Origin of the sequence: Streptomyces tendae, assembly GCF_008632955.1 — a bacterium.
In the GTDB taxonomy this organism is placed as follows: domain Bacteria; phylum Actinomycetota; class Actinomycetes; order Streptomycetales; family Streptomycetaceae; genus Streptomyces.
On sequence record NZ_CP043959.1, the window covers coordinates 3,208,702 to 3,226,429 of the forward strand.

11 protein-coding genes and 1 pseudogene are annotated in these 17,728 nt (G+C 72.8%); 7 read left to right on the plus strand and 5 right to left on the minus strand.

Going from position 1 to position 17,728, the window contains the following annotated elements; all coding sequences use genetic code 11:
• Positions 1–93 precede the first annotated feature (93 nt).
• Positions 94–708: a TetR/AcrR family transcriptional regulator gene (locus F3L20_RS14755; RefSeq protein ID WP_150154778.1), complete on the plus strand. Its 615-nt coding sequence runs from the start codon at positions 94–96 to the stop codon at positions 706–708.
• Positions 709–852: 144 nt separating this feature from the next.
• Here F3L20_RS14755 and F3L20_RS14760 read toward each other — a convergent pair whose 3' ends face one another.
• The gene (locus tag F3L20_RS14760) at positions 853–1,833 is read right to left on the minus strand and encodes a DUF2510 domain-containing protein (protein ID WP_150154779.1); all 981 of its coding nucleotides are present in this window, start codon (positions 1,831–1,833) and stop codon (positions 853–855) included.
• Positions 1,834–2,107: 274 nt separating this feature from the next.
• On the opposite strand from F3L20_RS14760, the gene F3L20_RS14765 reads away from it, so the two are divergent.
• Complete coding sequence (locus tag F3L20_RS14765) at positions 2,108–4,795, plus strand: ATP-binding protein (RefSeq protein ID WP_150154780.1); 2,688 nt, start codon at positions 2,108–2,110, stop codon at positions 4,793–4,795.
• Between the two features lie 303 nt (positions 4,796–5,098).
• Here F3L20_RS14765 and F3L20_RS14770 read toward each other — a convergent pair whose 3' ends face one another.
• Positions 5,099–6,115 carry a DUF3048 domain-containing protein gene (locus F3L20_RS14770; protein WP_150154781.1) on the minus strand — a complete coding sequence of 339 codons (1,017 nt, stop codon included), beginning with the start codon at positions 6,113–6,115 and terminating at the stop codon, positions 5,099–5,101.
• Between the two features lie 201 nt (positions 6,116–6,316).
• Here F3L20_RS14770 and F3L20_RS14775 point away from each other — a divergent pair, with 201 nt between their 5' ends.
• Positions 6,317–7,507 carry a zinc-dependent alcohol dehydrogenase gene (locus F3L20_RS14775; RefSeq protein ID WP_150154782.1) on the plus strand — a complete coding sequence of 397 codons (1,191 nt, stop codon included), beginning with the start codon at positions 6,317–6,319 and terminating at the stop codon, positions 7,505–7,507.
• Positions 7,508–7,523: 16 nt separating this feature from the next.
• On the opposite strand, the gene F3L20_RS14780 is transcribed toward F3L20_RS14775, so the two are convergent.
• A complete protein-coding gene (locus F3L20_RS14780) occupies positions 7,524–8,591 on the minus strand; it encodes an ATP-dependent DNA ligase (RefSeq protein WP_150154783.1) in 1,068 nt (355 codons plus the stop codon).
• A gap of 104 nt (positions 8,592–8,695) precedes the next feature.
• Here F3L20_RS14780 and ligD point away from each other — a divergent pair, with 104 nt between their 5' ends.
• Positions 8,696–9,718: a non-homologous end-joining DNA ligase gene (gene ligD / locus F3L20_RS14785; protein ID WP_150154784.1), complete on the plus strand. Its 1,023-nt coding sequence runs from the start codon at positions 8,696–8,698 to the stop codon at positions 9,716–9,718.
• 27 nt (positions 9,719–9,745) lie between these two features.
• Here ligD and F3L20_RS14790 read toward each other — a convergent pair whose 3' ends face one another.
• The gene (locus F3L20_RS14790; protein WP_150157342.1) at positions 9,746–11,932 is read right to left on the minus strand and encodes an OmpL47-type beta-barrel domain-containing protein; all 2,187 of its coding nucleotides are present in this window, start codon (positions 11,930–11,932) and stop codon (positions 9,746–9,748) included.
• Between the two features lie 14 nt (positions 11,933–11,946).
• Positions 11,947–14,454, minus strand: a complete 2,508-nt coding sequence (locus tag F3L20_RS14795) for a ThuA domain-containing protein (RefSeq protein WP_240810911.1) — start codon at positions 14,452–14,454, stop codon at positions 11,947–11,949.
• A gap of 201 nt (positions 14,455–14,655) precedes the next feature.
• On the opposite strand from F3L20_RS14795, the gene F3L20_RS14800 reads away from it, so the two are divergent.
• From F3L20_RS14800 to F3L20_RS14810, 3 genes and pseudogenes are all read left to right on the plus strand, one after another.
• Positions 14,656–15,645, plus strand: a complete 990-nt coding sequence (locus F3L20_RS14800) for a multicopper oxidase domain-containing protein (RefSeq protein WP_150154785.1) — start codon at positions 14,656–14,658, stop codon at positions 15,643–15,645.
• An 87-nt stretch (positions 15,646–15,732) separates the two neighbouring features.
• Positions 15,733–16,773: a LacI family DNA-binding transcriptional regulator gene (locus F3L20_RS14805; RefSeq protein WP_150154786.1), complete on the plus strand. Its 1,041-nt coding sequence runs from the start codon at positions 15,733–15,735 to the stop codon at positions 16,771–16,773.
• Between the two features lie 109 nt (positions 16,774–16,882).
• Positions 16,883–17,676 (plus strand): annotated as a pseudogene (locus F3L20_RS14810) (VOC family protein).
• Positions 17,677–17,728 lie beyond the last annotated feature (52 nt).

Genomic DNA, 17,728 nt, shown 5'->3' on the forward strand with positions numbered 1-17,728 from the left:
GTACCGATACGTTCGAGTACCGGTACACTCGTGTTTCGATTAGCTACGACACACTCCGACGTACGACACACTCCGTCGAGGGAGAGGGAGCCGATGACGTCGCAGGACGCGGACCGGCCCGGACCGGTCGGAACCTCGCGCCGCTCCAAGATCACGCCCGAGCGTGAGCGGGAGTTCTTCGACGCCGTGCTGAACCAGATCCGCGAGTGCGGCTACGACGCGGTCACCATGGAGGGCGTCGCCGCCAGCACACGCTGCAGCAAGTCGACGCTCTACCGGCAGTGGCGGACCAAGCCGCAGTTCGTCGCCGCCGCCCTGCGCTCCAACCGGCAGGCGCGGTTCGCCCGGATCGACACCGGCACCCTCGCCGGGGACCTGCGCGAGGCGGCCCGCTGCGCGGGGGAGTGGTCACCGAAGGACGCCACGCTGCTCCAGGCCCTCGGCCACGCGGTCGTCCAGGACCGGGAGCTGGCGCAGGCGCTGCGGGAGGCGCTGGTCGACCCGGAGATCGCCGCGCTGCGGAAGATCCTCGGGCGTGGGGTCGAGCGCGGCGAGGTCGCCTCGGACAACGCGGCGCTGGAGTACATCCCGGCGCAGATCTTCGGGGTGCTGCGGGTCCGGCCCATGCTGGAGGGCCGCAACGCCGACCCGGAGTACGTGGTGCGCTTCGTCGAGGCCGCCGTGCTGCCGGCCCTCGGGCTGGAATGAGACCCGGGCCCCGCCGGTCAAGGGGACGACCGGACGGAGGCCCGAGACGCGCCGCACCGTGGGGACGGGGGCGGCGCCACCCGGCCGGGTGGGACACCTCTTGAGCGGAGGGGTGCCCCACCCGGCCGTCGTCGTGCGGGACGGTCAGACGTCCTGCCCGTTGCCGCCGCCCTTCGACACCGCGATGCCCTCGGTGATCTCGTCGAGGACCGTCTGCCCCTGATCGGTGTCGACGCCGAAACGCACCACCACGATCTGCTGCGGGCGGGCCGGGGACGGAAAGGCGAGGGACTGCACGTAGCCGTCCGAGCCCGTGCTGGTGACCGCCTTCCAGCGGACCAGGTACCCCTTCTGCCCGGCCACCGTCACCGCCTTGGAGGCGAGGACGTCGTGCGAGGCGATCCGCCCGTACGAGTCGCCGCCGTAACTCTCCTCGGCGTTCGCCGCGATGTCCGCCTTGGCGACCTCCTCGGCGCTGGAGCCGCGGGTGCCCAGCGCCACCGCCGGCGCCGAGTACGCCCCGCCCTTCGTGCAGGTGCTCGAGGTGTCGCCGGGGCAGTCGTAGGTGTCCTTCGACGTCACCGCCGCGCCCACCTCGAGCTCCTCGCCGTACCAGCCCTTGGGGACGGGCAGGCTGATCCCGCTCAGCGCGTCGGTCACCGACCCGCTCTCGACCCGCGGCGGCCCGTCGCCGTCAGCCCCGGGCTCGTCGCCCTCGGGGCCGTCCGGGGCGCCCTCGGGCGGCGCGCCCCGGTCACCGTCCTGCCCGCCCTGCTGCGAGGTGGCGGTGGTCCGGTCCCCGCCGTCGTCGGTCAGCGCGTACACGCCGACACCGATGCTCGCCAGGACGGCGGCGGCCACCACGACGGCTATCCCGGTGCGCACCCCGCGCCCCCGCCCGGACGGCGGCGCGGCCGGGTACGCCGGGTAGGCGGGATGTCCCGCTGCGGCCTCGGCACCCGGCCCCGGCGGAGCCCAGGCGGCGGCCTGGTCCGCGGCGGCGTCACGGGCCGCCGGCCGGATCCGGTCCGTCCAGGCCGCGCCGTCCCACCAGCGCTCGGTGGCCGGTCCGTCTTGCGTCTGCCCGGGGTCGGGATACCACCCGGGAGGAGTCACCTGCGTCATGCCCCCACCGTATGAGGCGACGGTGAAAGCCGGATGAGAGAGTCCCCGTGCGCCCGGCGCCGCCCCCTTACCCGTTCGGCGCGACCCGCGTCAACGGCCCGTTCGGGAACAGCTGTTGACCGACAGGTCCCTGGTGAGAGGCTGCCCGCGTCGACTCCCCGTACCCGGTGTCACTCGTCACGGCAACACGTGCGCCGAGCGGGCTCCGCTCGGCCGGACGGAGGACTACGCTCGGGTCCGGTACGTCATTCGGGCGACTCGGGGAGGTAGCGGGATGACGGAGGTACGGCCCCCGGCGGCACCCTCGGCCGCCCTGTGGGAGCGGGACGAGGAACTCGCCGCCATCGCGGAGGCCGTCGACGTCCTGTGCGCCGACCGCTCCTCGCCGGGCACGCTGATGGTGCTGCGCGGCGAGGCGGGACTCGGCAAGACCGCCCTGCTCGCCGAGACCCGACGCATCGCCGAACGGCGTGGCTGCACCGTCTGGTCCGCCCGCGGCGGCGAGACGCTGCGCACGGTGCCGTTCAACGTGGTGCGCCAACTCCTGCAGCCCGCACTGGTGTCGCTGCTGCCCGAGGAGGCCCGCGAGTATCTCGGCGACTGGTACGGCATAGCCGGCCCGGCCCTCGGCATCACGGACCCGGGTGACGGGCACGCCGACCCGCAGGGCGTGTGCGAGGGTCTGGTCGCCGCCGTGCGCCGGCTCGCGCGCCGGGACTGGCCGCTGGTCCTCCTCGTCGACGACGCCCACTGGGCCGACCAGGAGACCCTGTACTGGCTCGCCGCCTTCGCCGAGCGCCTCGCCGACCTGTCCGTGCTCGTGGTGGTGGCCCGCAGGCCCGGCGATATCTCCGGCGTCAGCGCCCGCCACCTGGACGCGGTCGCCGCCGCGGCCGACCGCCCCGTCACCAACCTCAGCGCCCTCACCCCCGAGGCGGCGGCCGGCCTCACCCGCGCCACCCTGGGGGAGAACGCCGACGCCGCGTTCTGCCGCGAGGTGTGGGCCGTCACCGGCGGCAACCCCTACGAGACCGTCGAACTCCTCGCCAAGGTCCAGGACAGCGAGCTGGAGCCGGTCGAGGCGCACGCGGGCGAGCTGCGTGAACTCAACCGCTCCGCCCGCGGCGGCGGCCTCGTCGCCCGCCTGGAGGAACTCGGCATAGACGCCACCCGGTTCGCCTGGGCCGCCGCGATCCTCGGCGACGGCATCACCGTCGACCTGGTGGCCCGGCTCGCCACCCTCGGCCCCGACGACGCCGCCCGCTGCGCCGAACGCCTGCGCAGCGCCCGCATCCTCACCGTCCCCGACCCGGCCGCCGCCCGCCGCACCGGGCAGGCCGAGCTGGAGTTCGTGCACCCGCTGATCGCCACCGCCGTCTACAACTCCATCCCCGACGCGCTGCGCCGGGCCATGCACGGCATCGCCGCCCGGATCGTCACCGACTCCGGGCGCGGCGCCGCCGCGGCCGCCCGCCACCTCCTCGAAGTGCACCCGGACGACGACGAGGAACTCGTCTGGCAACTGCGCGAGGCCGCCCGCGAACACCTCGCCGTCGGTGCCCCGGACGCCGCCCGCCGCTGCCTGGAACGCGCCCTGGAGGAACCGCCCCGGCCCGAGGTCCACGCGCACGTCCTGTACGAACTGGGCAGCGCCACGTTCCTGACCGCACCCGCCCGCACCATCGGCCATCTGCGCACCGCCCTCGGCATGCCCGGCCTGGACGGCGACCGCCGGCTGGACGCCGTCATCCGCCTCTCCCAGGCCCTGCTGCACAACGACCAGATGGAGGAGGCCGTCCGCACCGTCGAGGCGGAGGCCGCCCGGCTCCCCGCCGGACCCGCCCGGATGCGGCTCCAGGCCGTGCAGTTCATGTGGGAGGGCGTGCACGCGGGCGAGACCATCACACCGGGCCGTTCCGAACGCCTGGCCGAGCTCGCCGCCACCTGCACCGGCCGCGACAACTCCGAGCGCGCGCTGCTGATCCTGCGCGGCTTCGACGGCATGATGCGCGGGGAGAACGCCGAGGAGATCGTCGAGATCTGCGACCGCGCCCTGGTCAACGGCCGGCTCGCACCGGGCCTCGGCTGGACCGACTCCGAGTGGGGCGTCGAACTGCTGCTGATGCTGGCCGGCAGCTACGCCTACACCGACCGCCTCGACCGCGCCGAGAGCTTCTACAGCGAGGCCCTCCAGGCCTACGACACGGCGGGCTGGAGCGGCGGCCACCTGGTCCTCGCCCACGCCTACGTGGGTCTCGCGCACCGCAGGCGAGGCCGGCTGGAGGCCGCGGAGACCTCCCTGCGCGAGTCGCTGCGCCACGCCGAACGCGTCGGCCGCGGACTGCCGTTGTACTGGACGGCCACCTGCAACCTGGTCGACACCCTGCTCGCCCGCGGCCACGTCGACGAGGCATGGGCCGTGGCGGAACGGCACGGCTTCGCACCGCCCTACCCGTCCACCGTCGTACTGCCCGACCCGCGCTCGGTGCGCGGCCGGCTGCTGCTGGCCGTCGGCCGCACCAAGGACGGCATCAACGAACTGGAGGCGGCGGAGAAGGCCGCCGCCGCGCGCGGCCACCACAACCCGGTGCACGTCTTCGGCGCCGCCGACCTCGCCCGCGCGCTCGCCACCGAGGACCCCGCCCGGGCGGCCCGGCTCGCCGTCGACGTACGCCGCCGCGCCGAACGCCTGGGCACCGACACCGCGATAGGGGAGGCCCTGCGGGTCGCCGCCGCCCTGGAGACCGGCCAGCGCGCGGTGCGCCTCGCCGCCCAGGCGGTCACCTACCTGGAGTCCTCGCCCTGCCAGTACGAACACGCCGCGGCCCGTATCGAGTACGGCACCCTTGCCCGCTCCGCGCCCGATCTGGAGCGGGGCCTGGCACTGGCCCGCTCCTGCGGCGCGGACGGCCTGGTGGCACAGGCCCGCAGCGAACTGGCCACGTACGCCGGCCACCGGTGACCGTCCGGCCCTCGTCCCCCCGGCCGGCGCCCGCCCGGCCGTGGCGAAGGCCGCGTCGGCCGCCGGGACGCCGCAGCAGACGGCCGTCCGCAGCGGTACCGTCTCCCCGGCCGACAGCCCGTTGTGCGGGCCGCCCGCATCTGCGGAGCCGGCTCGTCGTGATGGCCGTACGCCACCGGCGCGGTCCTCGCCCCGCTCGACCCCGCCGAGCGGGAGCCGTTCACGGCCTGATCCGCCGGGTGGCCGACGCCGCCGGGACGCCGCGCGACCCGGAGCGGGCGTCCGCCGCCCGGTGACGCGCGCTCAGTCCCCCGAAGCCAGCACCACCCACACCGGACCGGACGCGAAGTTCAGCGGCTCGCCGTCCCGGGTGGTGAACGACGTGCCGTCCTCGGCGGTCGCCCGGTCCCAGGCGGCCGGGTAGGTACGCCCGTCACGCAGCACGGTGGCCTTCCCCGAGCCGACCGTCTCGGTGTACGGGGTGTTGTTGCCGAGGAAGTCCCTGAAGCCCGAGCGGCGCACGGTCACGTCCTGCACGACCACCGTGGACGCCGTCAGCCGGTCGCCGTCCCCGTCGGTCGCGGGGGCGCCGTCCATCGACACCTTCCACGCCCGGTCGGCGTCCGACCAGGTGAAGGTGAAGCGGGCCGCCGGGAAGCGCACGGAGACCTCGTCCTCGGGCGTGCCGCCCGCGGGCGCGGGGCCGTGCCGGAAGCCGGTGGTCAGCGCGGCCTCACCGGGCGGGTCGTCCAGCAGGCGGTGCGGGCGGACGTACAGGTTGTGCGGTGCCGCCCGTGCGGAGTCCCGGGTGAAGGCGTCGTCCTTCGACCCGGGCTCCACGGGGGTGAGCGGTGCCCGGTCGATCAGCGGCAGCAGCTTGCTCTGGGCCCCGGAGAAGGCGAGCAGGGGCTGGTCGAACTGGCGCAGCAGCTCCAGGTCGGACTCGCGGGCGCTGCGCACCGGGCCGACCGACTCGGGGAGCTGTGTCGCGTACACGGCCATCAGCCGGCTCAGCCCGCCCTCGACCTGCTCGACGTACACCACGTCGGCCTCGTCGAGACCCGTCTGGGGCCGGGCCTCGGGCGCGTTGTCGATCTTCACGGCGAGGACGGGGGGCAGCGGCCGCCCGTCCGGGCCCGTCGCGGTCGGCGACTCCTGGGGTGAGCCGCGTCCGTCGTCACCGGACCCGCCCGACGTGCAGCCCGCCGCCAGACCTGCCGCCAGCAGGGCGGCCACGAGCACTCCGGCCCTCCTGCCGCCGCGCCGCCGGCGCGCCCCTCGTTCTGTGCCCACCGTCGCCACCGGCCATCCTCGTATCATCCGCTGTTTCGATTGTGCGCTTTTCCGATCGTCTCCGCCTCTGTCGGATCGGACGGCGTCCCGCGCAGTGGGTTCCGCCGATCGGCCCAGTGATCGGCGGTTCGGCGTCCGGCCACTCGGGTACCCGGAGCCGACCGCACGAGCGACGCACGGGCGCGTACGGGCGTCACACACCGGTCGGCACGGAGGGAGCAGGCGGCGATGAAGGCTTTGACCTGGCAGGGGAAGCGGGACGTACGGATCGAGAAGGTTCCGGATCCCAGGATCGAGGAGCCGACGGACGCGATCATCCGCGTCACCTCCACCGGACTGTGCGGATCCGACCTGCACCTGTACGAGGTGCTCACCCCCTTCATGACCCCGGGCGACATCCTCGGCCACGAGCCGATGGGCATCGTCGAGGAGGTCGGCGCCGCCGTCCCCGACCTCCAGGCCGGGGACCGGGTCGTGGTGCCCTTCCAGATCGCCTGCGGGAACTGCTGGATGTGCCTGACCGGACTGCCCACCCAGTGCGAGACCACCCAGGTCAGCTCCGAGGGCATGGGCGCCGCCCTGTTCGGCTACACCCGGCTGTACGGCGCGGTCCCCGGCGCGCAGGCCGAGTACCTGCGGGTGCCGCAGGCCCAGTACGGCCCGATCAAGGTGCCCGAGGGCCCGGCGGACGACCGCTTCGTCTACCTCTCCGACGTCCTGCCGACCGCCTGGCAGGCCGTCGCCTACGCGGACGTCCCCAAGGGCGGCAGCGTCGCCGTGCTCGGCCTCGGCCCGATCGGCGACATGGCCTGCCGGGTCGCCCAGGCCAAGGGTGCCGGACGGGTGTTCGGCGTGGACCTCGTCCCCGAACGGCTGCGCCGGGCGAAGGAACGCGGCGTGGAGACCTTCGACCTGCGCTCCTTCGACGACGAGAAGGAACTCGTCGCGGCGATCCGCGACCAGACCGACGGCCGCGGCCCCGACGCGGTGATCGACGCCGTCGGCACCGAGGCACACGGCAGCGCGGCGGCCCGCATGGTGCAGAACGCCTCGGCGCTGCTGCCCCGCAAGATCAGCGGACCGATGGCCGAACGCTTCAGCGTCGACCGGCTCGCCGCCCTCTACACCGCCATCGACCTGGTCCGCCGCGGCGGCACCATCTCGATCAGCGGCGTCTACGGCGGTATGGCCGACCCGATGCCCATGCTCACCCTGTTCGACAAGCAGATCCAGATGCGCATGGGGCAGGCGAACGTGCGCCGCTGGAGCGACGAGATCATCCCGTTCCTCACCGACGAGGACCCGCTCGGCGTCGACGACTTCGCCACCCACCGCGTGCCGCTCGACGAGGCACCGCAGGCGTACGACATGTTCCAGAACAAGCGGGACGGCTCGGTCAAGGTGCTGATCAAGCCCTGACCCGGGCCGCCGGGGATCACGGCCCGCCGAGGATCTCCGTGAGGTCGTAGCGCACGGGCTCCTCCAGCTGCGCGTACGTACAGCTCTCCGGGGTGCGGTCGGGGCGCCAGCGGCGGAAACGGGCGGTGTGCCGGAAGCGCTGCCCGTTCTCCATGTGGTCGTAGGCGACCTCGGCCACCCGCTCCGGTCTGAGCGGCACCCACGACAGGTCCTTCTTCCCCGACCAGCGGCTGGGCGCCCCGGGCAGCCGCGCCGAGGCGTGCGCCGCCTCGTCCGCCCAGGCCGCCCACGGGTGGTCCGACGCGTCGTCCATCCGCAGCGGCTCCAGCTCCTCGATCAGCTCCGCGCGCCGCTTCATGGTGAATGCGGCCGACACCCCCACGTGCTGGAGGGCGCCGCCCCGGTCGTACAGGCCGAGCAGCAGCGACCCGACCACCGGCCCGCTCTTGTGCAGCCGGTACCCGGCGACCACGACGTCCGCCGTGCGCTCGTGCTTGATCTTGAACATGGCCCGCTCGTCCTGGTGGTAGAGCAGGGTCAGCGGCTTGGCGACCACACCGTCGAGACCGGCGCCCTCGTACTGCTCGAACCAGCCCCGGGCCACCTCGATGTCGGTGGTCGCCGGCGCCACGTGCACGGGCGGGGTGACGTCGCGCAGCGCCCGTACGAGCAGCTCCCGACGGTCTGTCAGCGGCACGTCCAGCAGCGACTCGTCCGCCAGCGCCAGCAGGTCGAACGCGACGAAGGAGGCCGGTGTCCGCTCGGCGAGCGTCCGCACCCGGGAGTCCGCCGGATGGATGCGCTCGGTCAGCGCGTCGAAGTCCAGGTGCCCGTCCCGGGCGATGACGATCTCCCCGTCCACCACGCACCGCCCGGGCAGCCGCTCCCGCAGCGCCTCGACCAGCTCGGGGAAGTACCGGGTGAGCGGTTTGCCGGTGCGGCTGCCCAGCTCCACCTCGTCGCCGTCACGGAACACGATCGCCCGGAAGCCGTCCCACTTCGCCTCGTACTGCATGTCCGGCGGGATCCTCGCCACCGACTTGGCGAGCATCGGCCTGACGGGCGGCATGACGGGCAGATCCATGCTCCGACTCTAGGAGCGCCGCCCGGGCCGCGCCCGTCGGGCGGCCGCCCCCGGGCGGGTGTCCGGACGTGCGGGGGAGGGAGCGCGCGCCTAGCGTGGCCCGCATGGCGCAAGCGGTGGAACTGGAGGTCGGCGGCCGGAGCGTGCGGCTGTCCAGCCCGGACAAGGTCTTCTTCCCGGAACGGGGCTACACCAAGCTGGACGTCGCCCGCTACTACCAGGCCGTCGCCCCCGGCATCCTGCGCGCCCTGCGCGACCGGCCCACCACCCTGCAGCGCTACCCCGACGGCATCACGGGTGAGTGGTTCTACCAGAAGCGCGCGCCCAAGAGCATGCCGGACTGGATCCCCACCGCGCACATCACCTTCCCCAGCGGCCGCAGCGCCGACGAGATGTGCCCCACCGAGGAGGCCGCCGTGGTGTGGGCGGCCCAGTACGGCACGCTCGTCTTCCACCCCTGGCCGGTGCGCCGCACGGACGTCGACCACCCCGACGAACTGCGCATCGACCTCGACCCGCAGCCCGGCACCGACTACGACGACGCCGCCCGCGCGGCCCTCGAACTGCGCGCCGTCCTCGGCGAGTACGGACTGCGCGGCTGGCCCAAGACCTCCGGCGGCCGGGGCCTGCACGTCTTCGTGCCGGTCGAACCCCGGTGGACCTTCACCCAGGTCCGCCGCGCCGCCATCGCCGTGGGCCGGGAGATGGAACGCCGGATGCCCGAGCAGGTCACCATCAAGTGGTGGAAGGAGGAGCGCGGCGAGCGCATCTTCATCGACTACAACCAGACCGCCCGCGACCGCACCATCGCCTCCGCCTACTCGGTGCGGCCCCGGCCGCACGCCCCCGTCTCCGCGCCGCTGCGCTGGGAGGAGGTGGGCGTCGCCCGTCCGCAGGACTTCGACATCACGACCATGCCCGCGCGCTTCGCCGAACTCGGCGACGTGCACGCGGACATGGACGACCACGCCTTCTCCCTGGAACCTCTGCTGGAACTCGCCCGGCGCGACGAGCAGGACCACGGCCTCGGCGACCTGCCCTACCCGCCCGAGTACCCGAAGATGCCGGGGGAGCCCAGCCGGGTACAGCCGAGCCGGGCCAGGAAGCCAAAACCCACGACCTCCTGACCCGGCTCCCCGCCGCGTTCGCGCGGGCTACAGCTCCTTGATCCGGACGTCGCGGTAGGAGATGACGTCCGTCGTGCTGTGCACCTGCAGTCCGAGGTAACCGGAGGCGAACCGCCGCCCGTCCGTGCCCGGGTCGTCCGAGCGCGGCGGGGTGAAGTCCTGGCCGCCGATGTTGTCGAACTCGTTGATCAGCACGCCGTTGCGGTAGACCGAGTAGTGCTGGTCCACGACACGGATCTCGTAGTCGTTCCAGGTGCCCTTCTGCGTCACACCGGCACCGGCCAGGCCCACACGGTCGAAGCCGTAGACCGAGCCCGTCTTGTACATGTCGCCGGTGGGTGAGTCGAACACCTGGATCTCGTGCCCGAACTTGATCGCGGCCCACTCCGGCCGGGACTCCTCCGGGTGGTCGTGGATCTGCGGGAACCGCACGAACACACCGCCGTTGGCGTTGGCGGTGCCCGGCGCGTCGTCACGCCACTGGAGCTTCAGCGAGAAGTCGCCGTACGTGCGCTCGGGGAACCACAGCATGCCGAGCCCGTCCCGGGCGGTGCCCGAGGTGATCGATCCGTCCGGGTTCAGCGTGAACGAACCGCCGCCCACCTGCTCCCACTTGGCGAACGACTCCGGGGTGCCGTCGAGGATCGTGCGGTAGCCCTCGGTCTGGCCGGGCGTGCCGATGCCGGACTGCCGGGCCGCCTTGTTGATCGCCCGGTACTCCCGCTTGTCGACGACGCCTTCCTTCCGCAGCGCGTCCAGCACGGTGGTGACGTGCTTGAGGAACAGCGCCTGCGAGGTCCACTCCTTCTCGTCCTCGATCAGCTCGCCGATCCGGCACCGGTTGTTGGTGACGCGGTTCGGCACGCCCGAGTCGACCGTCCCCACGATGACCGTCAACCGCTCGTCGTACTCGGGGCACGGGGGCGCGGGCACCCCGCCGGACACCACCGTGAGGCTCACCGTGAGCGGCTCGGAGGTGTTTCCGGCCTTGTCGGTGGCCCGGTAGGCCACCGTGTGCCGGCCCGCCCGGTCGACGATCACGGGCGCGGTGTAGGCCAGGTACGGCCCGCCGTCGAGGGAGTACTCGACGCGTGCCACACCGGACCCGTCGTGCCCGTCGTCCGCGGTGACCGTCACCGTGGCGCGGCCGACGTAGGCGCCGTCGGAGTTCTTCGTGCCGTGGACGGTGACACCGGTGGCGGGCGGGGTCGTGTCCTGCGGGGGAGCGGCGACGACGGTGAACTCGACGCTCTTCTCCGCCGCCGCGTTGCCGGCCTTGTCGGTGGCCCGGTAGCGCACGGTGTGCGTGCCCGCCTCGTGCACCATCACCGGGCCGCCGTAGGTCTGCCAGGCGCCGTCCGCGCCGATGGCGTACTCGATGGTGTTGACGCCGGAGCCGGTGTCGGACGCGGTGACGGTGACCGTCGCCATGTCGATGTAGTGACCGTCGGCGTTCTTCTCGCCGTCCACGGTCGCCGAGGTCTCCGGCGCCGTGGTGTCGTCGGTGGGCGGCGCGACCACCGTGAACGCGACGCTCCGCTCCTCCGACACGTTGCCCGCCTTGTCCAGCGCGCGGTAGCGGACGGTGTGCGTGCCGACCTGGTCGACCACCACCGGGGCGGTGTACGGCTGCCAGGCGTCGTCGTCACCGAGCGCGTACTCGATCCGGTCGACACCCGAACCCTCGTCGGTCGCCGCGAGGGTGACGCTCGCGGAGCCGACGTACGCGCCCTGGTCGTTCCGCGTGCCGGTCACGTCGGCCGTGGCCTCGGGGGCGGTGGTGTCCTCGCCGCCGCCCTCGGTGACCGTCAGGACGCCCTTCATCTCCCCGTGGCCGGGGATGGTGCAGTGGTAGAAGTAGCGGCCCGGGGTGAGCGTCACCTCCGCGGTGTGCCGCCCGCCCTGCGCGTCGGCCGGGTTGGCCAGGATGTTCAGCTGGACGTCGTTGTTGTACTCCGGGTCGGAGGTGACGAACGTCAGGGTGTGCGGCATGCCGGTGGTGTTGCCGGTGGCCGCGCTGTTCTCGAAGACGATCGTCGCCGGACCGGCCACCGCGGTGGCCGGCGCGGACGCGTACGCGGTGATGCTGTCGCCCGCGGTCCAGGTCAGGACCTGTGCCGCCGTGCGGCCGGCGTCGGCCTTCGGCTGTCCCGCCGCGGGGAGCGCCTGCAGGCCGAGCACCGTCATCAGGCAGGCCAGCAGTACGGCCCACACTCCTGGTCGTCGTATCACTGCGTCCCCCTCGCCAGCTGACCGGCGGCCGGGGTCGGCCCGCCGCCCGTGTAGGTGACCCGCCACAGTGCGGACTTGGCGTCGGAGGTAAAGAAACCGCGCCCGTAGTCCAGCACGTACAGCGCGCCGTCCGGACCGAACGTCCAGCCCATCAGGTTCTTGATGCCGTCGTTACCGATGGGCACGATCTTCTTCAGGGACTCCGAGTGGACCGGCAGTCCGCCGTCGCCCTGGGTCCTCGGATCCATCAGCACCGCGTTGCGCGGCTGGTCGGCGTCGTAGAAGTCGCCGACGAACCACTTGCCGTCCCAGTACGCGGGCCACTTGACGTCGCTGCTGTTCGCGTCGTCGTAGCGGTAGACCGGGCCGTTCATCGCGGCCTGCCCGCCGCCCTTCAGCCAGGGCAGCCGGTACGTCGCCTCGTCCTGCTTGTAGGACGGGACGCCGTTCTCGTCGCGCGGGAAGTCCGGACCGCCGCCCTGCGGCGAGTACCAGATGTTGTTGCCGGTCACCGGCGGCAGGTTGACCAGGCCGTCGTTGTTCGGCGACTCGTTCTTCGGGTGGTCGCAGTCGTACCAGCCCAGCGGCTTGGACGGGTCGGGCAGATTGCGGTCCCGGTAGGGCTGCTTGTTGCCCATGCAGTACGGCCAGCCGCGGTTGGACGCCTTGGTGATGACGGCGAACGTGTCGTACTTCGCCGGTCCCCAGGTCGTCGACGGGGCGCCGGCGTCCGGGCCGACCCAGCCCGCGTAGAGGACGTCGGTCTCCTTGTCGACGGAGATCCGTGCCGGGTTGCGCACGCCCATCACGTAGATCTCGCCGCGGGTCTTGCCGCCGCCCTCGTCGGTCTCCCTGCCGGTGAACAGGTTGCCCTCGGGGAGGGTGTACGTGCCGTCCGGCTCCGGGTGGATGCGCAGGATCTTGCCGTTGAGGTTGTTGGTGTTGCCGGCGGTGCGGCGCGCGTCGGCGAAGGACACGCCCTTGTAGTTGGGCTGGGGGTTGTTGCCGGAGTAACCGTCGCTGAAGCCGCTGGAGTTGTTGTCACCGGTGGCGATGTACAGGTTCCCCTTGGAGTCCCAGGCCATCCCGCCGCCCGCGTGGCAGCAGCTGTGGATCTGCACCGGCCACTTCAGCAGCACCTTCTCACTGCCGAGGTCCAGCTTGTTCGTGGCCTGGTCGAGGGTGAAGCGGGAGACCCGCCGCTCGGCCATGCGCCTGTCCCGGTCGATGCCGGAGTGGGGCGTGTAGTGCAGGTACACCCATCCGTTCCGCTCGAACTGGGGGTCCAGTTCGATGCCGAGCAGGCCCTCCTCGACCTTGACCAGTTCGTCGCCGCCGCCCTTGTTGCCGAAGACGGTGAGCGCGCCGGCGAGGGTGACCTTCTTGGTCTCCGGGTCGTAGACGTGGATCTCGCCCGTGCCCTTGCCGACATCCGGATTGTTCCAGTCGGTGACCACGGGCTGCGAGGCGTCGGCGCCGCCCCGGCCGATGTAGAACACCCGGCCGTCGGGCGCGGTGACCAGCCCGTGCGGCTCGCCGATCTGGTCGTTCCGTCCCGGCTGGTTGGGCTGCGTGAGCCGTTCCGCCTTGTAGTTGCCGGTGATGGTCGCCTTGCAGTCGGCCCGCACCAGACGGGTGGTCCACAGCAGGGCGCCGCGCAGGTGCTCGCGGAAGTCGGTCTCGTCGTACGACGACACCGTGCCGCCCATGCCGGTGTAGAAGGACCGGCCGCCGTCGTAGTCACGGCACCAGCTGATCGGGTGGTCCCAGCCGTTGGCACCGGCGCCCGGCCGGTACGTCGACTCGCGCACCCGGGCGACCGTGTGGACGCCACCGGACGGGTTCTTGGCCCAGTTCAGCCACTTGTCGGGCCGCTTCCACTCCGGCGGCAGGCCCTTGGTCGCCGGGTGCACCCGGTCGCCGACCTCGACGGTTGCGCGCTGCACCGTGGGCGCTCCCGCGGCGGGCCGGGCGCCGATCAGACCGGTGAACCAGTCCGAGTAGGGCTCCGCGCGGGCCGCGTCGTGCAGGCCGACGAAACCGCCGCCGGCCTCCATGTACGCCTCCAGACCCGCCTCCTGCTCCGGGTCGAGGACGTCACCGCCGCCGGTCAGGAACACGATCGTGTTGAACCGGCTCAGCTTCCTGTCGTTGGTGAAGACCGAGGCGTCGCCGGTGGCGGTGACCGTGAAGCGCTGGTCCTCCGGTCCGGTCTGCCCGATCCGCTCGATCGCCGCGATCCCGGCGTTCACCAGCGGTGACTCCTCACCGCCGGCCGCCGAGCCGTAGAACAGCAGCACACGTACGTTCGCGCCGCCCGGGGGCGACGTGATGGACATCGTTGTCAGGGACGGATCCGGGGCCGGGCGCGCGCTGGCGGCGGGTCCCGACAGCAGGCCGGCGGCGACGACGCCGGCGGCCACGGTGGCCGCCCAGGCGCGTCGCCCGGTTCTCGTCCTTCGCGCGTTCGAGGTGCTGGACGTGTCCAACCCTCCTAATCCCATGGGTTCGTGATGCGATGTGGACCGCACGTGGCCACCCACCCCTCCTCGGTCGCGGCAACAGCGTCAAGGAAGCTAGACCTCTTTGCGTCAGACGCCAAGACCTATCGCAGCAAAGAAACGAACTTTGTCCTGAGTGTGGATAAACCCTCGGGTCACCGCTACGGTTTCACAGGTTCATGACAGCCACATGGGGAGTTCGGCATGGACAGACGCGGTTTCAACCGACGGGTACTTCTGGGCGGCGTGGCCGCGGCGACATCGTTGTCGGTGGCACCCGAGGCCGTGAGCGCGACGACCGCGACGGCGAGAACCGCGCCCGCCGGGGGCGAGGTACGCCGGATCAAGATGTACGCCGAGCGCCTGGCCGGCGGACAGATGGGCTACGGCTTCGAGAAGGGCAAGGCGACGATCCCCGGCCCGCTGATCGAGCTCAACGAGGGCGACACGCTGCACATCGAGTTCGAGAACACCATGGACGTGCCGGTCAGCCTGCACGTCCACGGCGTCGACTACGAGATCTCCAGCGACGGCACCCAGCAGAACAAGAGCGCCGTCGAGCCCGGCGGAACCCGCACCTACACCTGGCGCACCCACGCCCCCGGGCGGCGCGCGGACGGCACCTGGCGGGCGGGCAGCGCGGGGTACTGGCACTACCACGACCACGTCGTCGGCACCGTGCACGGCACCGGAGGCATCCGGGGCGGCCTGTACGGCCCCGTGATCGTGCGCCGCAAGGGCGACGTCCTTCCCGACGCCACGCACACCATCGTCTTCAACGACATGACGATCAACAACAAGCCGGCGCACACGGGCCCCGACTTCGAGGCCACCGTGGGCGACCGGGTCGAGATCGTCATGATCACGCACGGCGAGTACTACCACACCTTCCACATGCACGGGCACCGCTGGGCCGACAACCGCACGGGCATGCTCACCGGCCCCGATGACCCCACCCGGGTCGTCGACACCAAGATCTGCGGCCCCGCCGACTCCTTCGGCTTCCAGGTGATCGCGGGGGAGGGGGTGGGAGCGGGCGCCTGGATGTACCACTGTCACGTCCAGAGCCACTCCGACATGGGCATGGTCGGCCTGTTCCTGGTGAAGAAACCGGACGGCACCATCCCCGGCTACGACCCCCACGAACACGCCCACACCGCCACCGGGACGAAGGAGCCGGCGCACGAGCACTGACGGGCGGCCCGGGTGATCCGAGAGCGCTCTCGGCGGCCGGGCCGGCCAGGGCTATCCTTTCGGCCAACCGCAGGGAGGAGCCCCGAAGTGAGTGAGACAGTGCCACGACCGACGCTGGAGGCCGTGGCCGCACGGGCAGGGGTCTCCCGGGCCACGGTGTCCCGCGTGGTCAACGGCTTCGACGGGGTTCGCGAACCCCTGGCCGAGCGGGTCCGGCGCGCGGTGGACGAACTCGGCTACGTCCCCAACCAGGCCGCCCGCAGCCTGGTCACCCGGCGCCACGACGCCGTGGCCGTCATCGTGGCCGAACCCGAGACCCGGGTCTTCGCCGACCCCTTCTTCGCCCGGCAGCTGCGCGGCATCAGCAAGGAGCTGACCGCCCACGACAACCAGCTGGTGCTGCTGCTCACCGAGGACCGCGACGACCACGCGCGCGTCGGCCGCTACCTGGCCGGCGGCCACGTCGACGGCGCCCTGGTGTTCTCCCTGCACATCGACGACCCGCTGCCCGGACTGATCCAGCGGGCCGGACTGCCGGCCGTGTTCGGCGGCCGGCCGCACTGGAACGGCGGCGGCGACGCCGTCCGCTACGTCGACACCGACAACCGGGGCGGCGCCCGCGACGCCGTACGCCATCTGCTCGGACTCGGCCGCCGAAGGGTCGCCCACATCACCGGCGCCCTCGACCAGACCTCGGCGGTGGACCGGCTCGACGGCTTCCGGGACGTCATGGCCGACCCCGACCCCCGGCTCGTCGTGGAGGGCGACTTCACCGCCGCGAGCGGCGAGCGGGCGATGCGGGAACTGCTGCGCCACCGCCCCGACCTGGACGCCGTGTTCGCGGGCAACGACCTCATGGCGGCGGGCGCCCTGCGGGCGCTGCGCGAACACGGACGGCGGGTGCCCGAGGACATCGCGGTGGTCGGCTTCGACGACATGCTGCCGATCGCCGAGCAGACCGAGCCGCCGCTCACCACGGTCCGTCAGGACATCGAGGAGATGGGCCGCCTGATGGCCCGCCTGCTGCTGCGCGAGCTGGACCGCACCACCGCGCCGGACGAGGCTACGGGCGCCGGACCGTCCGGGGTGGTGCTGCCGACCACACTGGTCCGCAGGGCGTCAGCCTGACCGCCCCGCCCCGATCGGCCGCGACCCGTCCGGGTGCCGTACCGGCGATTGTCGGTGGGGAGTGGAAGACTCGGCGGAGCAGGCGTCGGGACTCCTCGAAGGAGGCACCATGCTCACCACCCGCTTCGTCGACGGCGCACCTTGCTGGATCGACGTCGGCACGCCCGACGCGGAAGGCGCCGCGTCCTTCTACCGCGCCCTGTTCGGCTGGACGTACCGCTCCGCGGGACCCGACGGCGGCGGCTACGGCTTCTTCGAGCATGCCGGCCGGATCGCCGCGGGCTGCGCCCCGCTCGGCGGTGACCAGGGCGGGGCGGCCTGGACCGTGTACTTCCGCAGTCCGGACGCCGACGCCACCGCCGAGGCCGTCCGCGCGGCGCGGGGCAGTGTCCCCGTGCCGCCGGCCCCGGTGGGGGAGCAGGGCAGGTCGGCGCTGCTCGCCGACCAGATGGGCGCCCCCTTCGGCGTCTGGCAGCCCGGCCGGCGCGAGGGCCTGGAGGCGGCCGGGGAGGCCGGCTGCCTGTGCTGGGCCGAGCTGTACACCCCGGACATCGCCCGGGCCGCCGCCTTCTACCATGCGGTCCTCGGCTGGGAGACCGCCGCCGTGACCTTCCCGGGCGGCGTCTACACCGCCGTCAGCTCTCGGGAGACGGGGGAGGAGGGCACGTTCGGCGGGATGGTGCCGCTGGCCGACGACCCCGTCGAGGCCCGGGAGGGCCGGCCGCACTGGCTGCCGTACATCGGCGCCGAGGACCCGGACGCGGTGGCCGCCCGGGCGGCCGAGCTGGGCGGCCGGGTGCGGATGCCCCCACCTCCGTCCCCGGCGTGGGCCGGATGGCCCGCCTGGAGGATCCGTACGGCGCCCGCCTCGCGGTGCTCCGGGGCGATCCCCGCGAGACCTGACGGCCCGGCGCGCCGCCGTGCGCGCCGGGCCGCCGGACGCCGTCATCGAGCC